The organism is Kitasatospora sp. NPDC056327, from assembly GCF_042261735.1.
Lineage (GTDB): Bacteria > Actinomycetota > Actinomycetes > Streptomycetales > Streptomycetaceae > Kitasatospora.
In genome coordinates this window covers 1-6408 of record NZ_JBHJRC010000325.1, presented here as the reverse complement: position 1 = coordinate 6408, position 6408 = coordinate 1, and the positions used below count along the sequence as shown (strand labels likewise).

At 76.3% G+C, this 6408-nt stretch carries 5 protein-coding genes and 1 pseudogene; 2 read left to right on the top strand and 4 right to left on the bottom strand.

The features are described from left to right. Positions 1–278: 278 nt before the first annotated feature. Positions 279–1637 carry a DUF2252 domain-containing protein gene (locus ACFCX4_RS31375; RefSeq protein WP_376149912.1) on the top strand — a complete coding sequence of 453 codons (1359 nt, stop codon included), beginning with the start codon at positions 279–281 and terminating at the stop codon, positions 1635–1637. Positions 1638–1982: 345 nt separating this feature from the next. Further along, a pseudogene (locus ACFCX4_RS31370) lies at positions 1983–2306 on the top strand (hypothetical protein); the annotation flags it as partial. 60 nt (positions 2307–2366) lie between these two features. Here the strand turns inward: ACFCX4_RS31370 and ACFCX4_RS31365 are convergent. From ACFCX4_RS31365 to ACFCX4_RS31350, 4 genes are all read right to left on the bottom strand, one after another. Continuing rightward, positions 2367–3689 (bottom strand): Clp protease N-terminal domain-containing protein, encoded by a 1323-nt coding sequence (locus tag ACFCX4_RS31365; RefSeq protein ID WP_376149909.1) that lies wholly within the window; start codon positions 3687–3689, stop codon positions 2367–2369. Further along, positions 3682–5010 carry a caspase family protein gene (locus ACFCX4_RS31360; RefSeq protein WP_376149906.1) on the bottom strand — a complete coding sequence of 443 codons (1329 nt, stop codon included), beginning with the start codon at positions 5008–5010 and terminating at the stop codon, positions 3682–3684. Before ACFCX4_RS31360 ends, ACFCX4_RS31365 begins: the two co-directional genes overlap by 8 nt. Positions 5011–5012: 2 nt before the next feature. Next, positions 5013–5405 (bottom strand): hypothetical protein, encoded by a 393-nt coding sequence (locus tag ACFCX4_RS31355; protein ID WP_376149903.1) that lies wholly within the window; start codon positions 5403–5405, stop codon positions 5013–5015. A 191-nt stretch (positions 5406–5596) separates the two neighbouring features. Beyond that, positions 5597–6408: diacylglycerol kinase (locus ACFCX4_RS31350; RefSeq protein WP_376149900.1), on the bottom strand; the 812-nt coding region annotated here is incomplete at its 5' end.

Below are 6408 nucleotides of genomic sequence, written 5' to 3'. Positions count from 1 at the left end.
GGGGTGGCCCCGGCGGCCGGGGGGGGGGGGGGGGCCCCCCCCCCCCCACCCCGGGCCCGTCCACCCCCGGCCCCTCCACCCGGCGACCCGTTCGTCCGTTCACCAGTTCACCAGTTCACCCGTTCGGCGGAGCGCGGGTCGCCCCCGGCGCGCCCGCCGCCCGCCGGCCCGCACTCCGCAGCCTCCTCGACGTGCCGCCCCGGGGCGGCTGCCCTAGCGTCGCGGGCAGGGAGGCCACCCCTCGGCCGCCCGTCCCGGAGCGACCCCGAGGAGCGCGCATGACCAGTCCGACCGAACGCCGGCGGCGCGGCCGGGCCGCCCGCGACCGCGCCCCCCGCTCCGCCCACGGCCGCTGGATCCCCTCCGCCGACCGGCCCGACCCGCTGGCGCTCCTGGCCCGGCAGGCCGAGGACCGGCTCCCCGACCTCGTCCCGATCCGCTACGGCCGGATGGCCGACTCACCGTTCGCGTTCCTGCGCGGCGCCGCCGCCGTGATGGCCGCCGACCTCGCCGCCGTCCCCGACACCGGCATCACCGTGCAGCTCTGCGGCGACGCGCACCTGTTGAACTTCGGCGTGTACGCCTCCCCGGAACGCGCGCTGCTCTTCGACGTCAACGACTTCGACGAGACCTACCCCGGCCCCTTCGAGTGGGACGTCAAACGGCTCGCCGCCAGCGTGGCCGTCGCCGCCCGCGACAACGGCCACGACGAGGACCGGGCCCGCCGGGCCGCGCTGGCCGCCGGACTCGGCTACGCCGGCGCCATGCGGACCCTCGCCGAGCGCGGCGAACTCGACGTCTGGTACGCCCGGGTCGACACCGAGGACATCCTCCCGCTGGTCCGCCGCAGCCGCCGCAAGCGCGTCGAGGCCACCCTGGACAAGGCCCGCCGCCGCACCAGCCTCCAGGCCTTCGGCAAGCTCACCGAACGGGGCGAGGACGGCCGGCGCCGGATCGTCAGCGACCCGCCGCTGATCGAACCGCTGCCGCGCGACGAACTGCGCAGGGTCGGCAAGATCTACTCCGACTACCGCGCCACCCTCGCCGAGGACCGCCGGGTCCTGCTCGACCGCTTCCGGCTGGTCGACGTGGCCCGCAAGGTGGTCGGCGTCGGCAGCGTCGGCACCCGGTGCTTCATCCTCCTGCTGGAGGGCCGCGACGAGGGCGACCCGCTGTTCCTCCAGATCAAGGAGGCCGGGCGGTCCGTCCTGGAGGAGTACCTGCCGGACACCCGCCCGGCCGCCGAGGCCCCGGTGGTGCACGGCGGACGCCGGGTGGTCACCGGCCAGCACCTCATGCAGGCCGCCAGCGACATCTTCCTCGGCTGGACCACCGGACCGGGCGGCCGCCACTTCTACGGCCGCCAACTGCGCGACATGAAGGGCTCCGTCGACGTCGCCGGGATGGCCCCGTCCGACCTGCGGGGCTACGCCGACCTGTGCGGCCGCACCCTCGCCCGCGCGCACGCCCGCTCCGGCGACCGGCTGGCCGTCGCCGGGTACCTCGGCACCTCGGACACCTTCGCCGAGGCGATCGCCGAGTTCGCCGTCCGCTACGTCGCCCGCACCGAGGCCGACCACGCGGCCCTGCGGGCGGCGATCGACGACCACGCGGTGCCGGCCCGCAGCGGCGTCTGAACCCCGCTCCTGCCGCGCCCCGCCGCCACCTCAGCAGCCAGTCCCTGGTCCGCTCCGTCACCTCGGCGCGACTGCGCCCGGGTGGTCGACGTCCACGAAGCGGTACCCGATCCGCAGGGTGAAGGCCCGTGGAAGCCGCCCTTGGCCACCCCCAGGGCCTGCGCCGGCGGCTCGATCCGCACCGCCTCGGGCCGCCCCCGGCCGGCGCCCGCAGCCCCTCGTCCACCCACCGGCCCCGCGGCGTCCGCGTCACATCCGTGGCCCCACCGTGCCGAAGGACGATCACGCCCCCGGCGGCCTCCGGCCCGGGGCGGGCTGTCGGTGGCGTGTGCCAGGATCCGGGGCATGTTGGAGATCGCGGTGAGGACGGAAGACGACCAGCGGCACCTGCGGCCGGACGCCGGGGAACTGGCCGGCCTGGTGCGGCGGATCGGGGCGAAGCGGGACCGCTTCCTGGTGGTCGAGCGGATACCCGACGTGGAGGGGGTCTTCGTGCAGGTGTGGCACGAGGAGGGCGAGGACTACACGCTTGAGTACCGCGACGGCGGGCCCGACCGGCACTTCCAGGCGGTCCTGGACGACCCCGCGCGGGTGATCGCCGCGATGACCGGCTGGGCCCTGGGCGAGCCGGGGTGGGGCGAGGGCCTGGAGTGGGAGTCGCTGGAGCTGCCGTAGCCGGCGGCGGTCGGCCGCCGGGCCGGCCCGGCGGCCGGGCACCGGCCCCTCGCGTCAGCTCATCGACCAGACGAACGGGTCGTGCGGGACCGGCGGGGACAGCGTGGTCGTGGCGGGGCGCGGTTCCGGGGCGACGGCGGCCGTCACGCCGTCCCGGGAGAGCACGGGCGGCTGCGGGCCGTCGGTCCCGGCCGGCCCGGAGCGCAGCCGTGCGCCGGCCTCGTCCAGCAGGTCGACGGCGGCCCCCGGAAGCGCCCGCCCGGGCAGGTGGGTCCGGGCCAGCTCGGCGGCGGCGGTCAGCGCGTCGTCGGTGATCCGGACGCGGTGGTGCTCGGCCAGCCGGCCGCGGACGCCCCGCAGGATCTCCAGGACGTCGTGCGCGGGCGGTTCGGCCACCGGAACGGGCTGGACCATCCGGTCGAGGCCGGAGTCCGGCTGCCGGCGCCGGTGATCGGCGGTGTCGGCGGCGGCGACCACGGACACCCCCGGGGCGTCGAACACCGGCCGGAAGAGTCTCAGCACCTCCGTCGGGCCCTCCCGGGTCTGCACGGTGGCGAGGGCGTCGTCGAGGAAGAGCACGAGTCCGGTCGACTCCCGGGCGTCCCGCACCACCTCGGCCATCAGCTCGGTGAACCGCCCGTGGTGCCGCGGGTCGGCGAAGAGCGCGGCCACGTCCAGGAGCCGCACCGTCCGGCCGCGGAACCCCTCCGGCACGGCCCCGGACGCGATGGCCTCCGCGAGCCCGGTCACGACGCTCGTCTTGCCGACCCCGGGCTCGCCGACGAGCAGCGGGACGTTCCTGGTCCGGCGGGCGAGGACCCTCAGGACCTGCTCGATCTCCGGCCGCCGCCCGACGACGGCCGGGGCGTCCGGCCGGGCCGCCGCGGTGAGGTCCCGGCCGAGCGGGGCCGGCGGCGGGCCGTCCGGCCGCCCGGCGGGGGCGAGCGGCTCCACGAGGGCCTTCACCTGCCGCCGCACCCGCTCGTGATCGGCGCCGAACGAGGCCAGCACCCGGGCCGGGACGCCGGTCCGGTGGGCGGTGAGGCCCAGCAGCAGGTGCTCGGTGCCGATGTGACTGTGGTTGAGCCCGAAGGACTCCTTGTCGGCCAGTGCCAGGACGGTCCTGGTCTCCTCGGAGAAGGGGATGTAGCCGGTCGGCGCCTGGGTGCCCCGGCCGATCCGTTCGGTGACCTCGCGGCGGACCTGTTCGACGGGCACCAGGAGGTGGGAGAGCGCCCTGGCCGCGGCGCCGGTCCGCTCCAGCGTCAGCGCGAGGAGGACGTGCGAGGGACCGGTCTGCTCGTGCGCGAGGGCGCGGGCCTCCTCCTGCGCGCGGCCGAGGACCTGTTCGGTGCTGTCGGTGAACCGTTCAAACACGCGGTGCGTCCCCCTTCAGCTCCGCCAGGTCCCTGCGCGCCCGCACCGTGTGCGGGTGGTTCAGGCCCAGCGTGCGGTCCCGTTCCCCGATCAGTTGCCGCAGCAGCGCCACCGCCTCCTCGTGGGCGCCGGTCAGGGCGAGGTTGCGGGCGAGGATGTGGCGGGTGCGCAGGGTGTCCTCGTGCTCGCCGCCGAGGACGTGGCTGCGGTCGGCGAGGAGGACCCGCAGCAGGGCGACGGCCTCCGCCCGGTGGCCGGACTCGCCGAGGTTGACGGCGAGGAACTGGCGCGTGTGCAGGGTCTCCTCGTGGTCCCTGCCGAACACGCGGGCGTAGGCCTCCGGGAGCGGGCGCAGCAGGCGGGCGCCCTCCGCCGGGTCCCCGAGGGCGCCGACGCAGTGGGCGAGGGCGCGCCGGCAGAACAGGGTTTCCTCGTGCTCCTCGCCGAGGGCCGCGGTCTGTTCCGCGAGGACGGCGCGCAGGTGCTCGGCGGCCAGGGCCCAGTCGCCCTCCAGCGCGAGCTGTTCCGCCTCCTGCCGCCGTCTGCGCAGCTCGGGGGCGAGGGCGTCGGCGTAGGAGCGGTTGAGGGCGAGGGCGACCCGGTCGGCGTTCTCGGTGCCCCGGTTGCGGGGGAGGGGGAGGTTCTCGGCGCGCATCATGTCGTGGAGGCGCTGGTAGACCTCCTCGATGGTGATCTCCCGGGGGCCGCCGACGACGCCGTCCCGCAGCAGCCGGATGAGCCGCCCGGAGAACGCGGTGTGGTCCTCGCCGGGCGGTGAGAGGGCGACCTGGTCGTGCTGGGCGGAGGTGAGCACGTAGGTGCCGGCCACCCCGAGCTGGTTGATGGTCTCGCGGCCGACCTCCGGGCCGCCCGCCATGGTGTCGGTGACGGCGCGGCCGGAGAAGCAGCAGTCCAGCACGATGATCTTGCTGGTGGCACGGCTGCCGAGGACCGTGCCGCGCAGTTTGTCGTACTCGATCGAGTTGAACTCCGGATCCTCGTACTCGCTGTCGGTCAGCGCCAGGTAGAGGTCGTGCCGGCGGCCGGCGACGAGGCCGTGTCCGGTGAAGTAGACCAGCAGCAGGTCGGTGGCCTCCCGGGCGGCCTCGCGGAGCCTGCGGCCGACGCGGGACAGGTTGCCGTCGTTCAGCAGGACGGTGCAGTGCTCCGCGGGCACGAGGCCGTGGACCTCGTCGGTGAACAGTGCGGCGAGGTCGTTGACGGTGCGTTCGACCGCTTCGAGCTTCGGAAGGGCCGGGTCCGTGTACTCGCTCGCGCCGATGAGCACGATCCGGGAGCGCCGGGGGTCCGGCAGCGGCACCGTCAGCCCTGCCCGGTGCCGGGGGCGGTGCCGCCGGCACCGGTGGTGTCCGGGTCCGCGAGCGCCGCGCGCAGGATCGCCTCCAGCTCCCCGGCGCGCACGCGCTTGGCGTCGATCTCGACGGTCTCCCCGCCGGGCCGGCGGATCTTCAGCCGGACGTCGCTGCGCCGCGGCTGCGCGAACCACGTCCGCAGCGAGGCGGCCAGCACCGAGAGGCCGCCGCCCGCGCCGAGCCCGACGGAGACGGTGTCCAGCACCGCGCCCATCTCGCCGGGGGCGGGAGGCCGCCCGGACAGGGTGACGCGGCCGAGTTCCGGCGCGCCCCGGAGCCAGTCGGTCAACGACTCGGCCTCCGCGACGGTCTCCCCACCGGTCACGGAAATGTGCACGTCCACGAGCGCCCCCCACAATTCCTGGTGATGGACGGAGTTCAGGTCGGCCAGAGTCTACTGACACCGGCCCCTCCCCGCGCCCGTGTCCCGGTAACGGTCGCGCGTCACCCGGGGCCTCCGTGCACCGCCCGTAGCAACCGCCCGTAGCACCGCCCGTCGCGCCGCCCCGCCCGGGCGGCGGGCCCGGCCCCGGCTCAGGGTGCCGGGACGAGGAGGCGGAGGGCGCCCGGGACGGCGGTGACGGTGAGGGGCAGGGGGGCCATGAACTCGCCGTCGGCGTAGGCGGTGATCCCCCGGGAGGAGAGCCGCAGCGAGGGGGTGCGGTGGGTGGTGACCTCAGGGTGGGTGACGTGGGTGCCCTTGAGCAGGGTGGGGAGGAAGCGGGCGATCCGGTGGCGCGGCATCGCGTCGACGAGGGTGACGTCGAGGAGGCCGTCGGCGGGGTCGGCGTCCGGGCAGATGGGCATTCCGCCGCCGTAGCTGCCGGTGTTGCCGACGGCGGCGAGGGTGAGGGCACGGGTGATCTCGGTGCCGTCGGCGAGCGTGATCCGGAACGGCAGCGGGCGCAGGTTGGCGAACTCCACGGCGATGGCGAGGTGGTAGCGCAGCCGGCCGCGCGGCCACCGCAGCCGGTTGGTGCGGTCGCTGACGAGGGAGTCGAAGCCGCTGGCGAGGACGGAGCCGAACCAGCGGGTGCTGCCGTCGGCACCGGTGACCCGGCCGAGGTCGAGGGTGCGGGTGCGACCGGCGGCGACGACGTCGGCGGCGGCCTCGGGGTCGCCGCGGGGGAGGCCGTGGGCGCGGGCGTGGTCGTTGCCGGTGCCCGCCGGGACGATGCCGAGCGGGGTGGCGGTGCCGGCGACGGCCTGGAGGCCGAGGTTGATCATCCCGTCGCCGCCGACGACGACCAGGGCGTCGCAGCCGCCGGAGGCGACGGCGGCGCGGGCCAGGGCGAGCGAGTCGGCGGCGGAGGCGCCCGCCCGCGCGTCCACGGCGACGCCGAGGG